Here is a 624-nt window from a genome sequence, read left to right as displayed (position 1 = left end):
AAAGATAAATTGATAATGCAATCCATTCAAAGGCGTGTAACACCTTTCGGAAGTGTCTTGGAGGAAGTTCCCGTTCAACAAGCGGATGACGAAACTTATGCCAGAATAATGAGCACCGTAGTTATACCTGAACCGATCGTTCCGACTGGTTGGAATTCAGAGTGCAATCCGCGATGGCGCATTGGAAATCGAGAGCAATGATCTTCAGAAGCTGCTTGGAAGGAGGTCCGACCACGTCACTCGAAGAGGGAATGCGTCAAATCGCAAACGAAATTCAGGCTTAATCGAGCGTGCTAAACAGAGGTTGTCCCCAAAGGTCTATTGCGAACGGAGGGAATGCGTCCTTTTTATGCGGGAATGGAAAGTCTCGAGAATGTTTGGGGAATAGTAATTCATTATGACAGTAATGGAGCGTAGAGGAATGAAAGTATTATCCATGATTCAACCATGGGCGACTCTGCTTGTCCAAGGCGAGACTCTATATGAAACCAGATCCTGGAAGACCCGGTACCGCGGACCGTTGGCTATTCATGCAAGCCAGAAAGTCGATAAGCAGGCCTGCAAATATGAACTCATACGTTCTTTACTCGCCAAGAATGGCTATACGGAACAAAGCCTTCCTAC

The 624-nt window shown here is 46.5% G+C and carries 1 protein-coding gene and 1 pseudogene; both read left to right on the top strand.

Annotation, left to right across the window (positions count from 1 at the left end; all coding sequences use genetic code 11):
• Nucleotides 1–201 (top strand): annotated as a pseudogene (locus GRP75_RS30225) (hypothetical protein); the annotation flags it as partial.
• Nucleotides 202–421: 220 nt separating this feature from the next.
• Nucleotides 422–624: ASCH domain-containing protein (locus GRP75_RS28835; protein WP_160791099.1), on the top strand; the 203-nt coding region annotated here is incomplete at its 3' end.

The sequence above is a fragment of the Paenibacillus sp. OT2-17 genome, assembly GCF_009827695.1.
Classification (GTDB): domain Bacteria; phylum Bacillota; class Bacilli; order Paenibacillales; family Paenibacillaceae; genus Paenibacillus; species Paenibacillus polymyxa_B.
This window is presented reverse-complemented; position numbering and strand designations above follow the sequence as displayed.